Genomic DNA, 433 nt, shown 5'->3' with positions numbered 1-433 from the left:
CGGGTACGGCACACTGCCCGAAGTGCGATGCGGTGATTGAGCGTCAAACTCCGCAACAGATTGTGGATCAGATCTTGGACATGGAGGAGGGACTGAAGTTCCAGGTGCTGGCACCGGTGGTGCGTACCCGCAAGGGCGAGTTTGTGGATTTGTTTGCGGACCTGGCAGCGCAGGGCTACTCCAGGGTTCGAGTTGACGGTGAGGTTCATCAGCTCAGCAACCCGCCGAAACTAGAAAAGCAGATCAAACACGACATTGATGTAGTGGTGGATCGCCTGCAGGTTAAACCCACGCAGCGCCAGCGCCTCACTGACTCCGTGGAAACGGCGCTTCAGCTTGCCGACGGCGTGGTGGTCTTTGATTTCATCAGCCTTGAGGACTCAGACCCTCACCGTACCCGCAGGTTCTCGGAGAAAATGGCTTGTCCCAATGG

At 57.3% G+C, this 433-nt stretch carries 1 pseudogene; it reads left to right on the top strand.

The annotated features are described in order from the left end of the window. A pseudogene (locus CBF90_RS16415) lies at positions 1–433 on the top strand (excinuclease ABC subunit A); the annotation flags it as partial.

Source organism: Microbacterium sp. AISO3 (genome assembly GCF_002204305.1).
GTDB classification, from domain to species: Bacteria; Actinomycetota; Actinomycetes; order Actinomycetales; family Microbacteriaceae; genus Microbacterium; species Microbacterium arborescens.
Note: the sequence above shows the minus strand (reverse complement) of the source record. Positions and strands in the feature narration are given on the sequence as shown.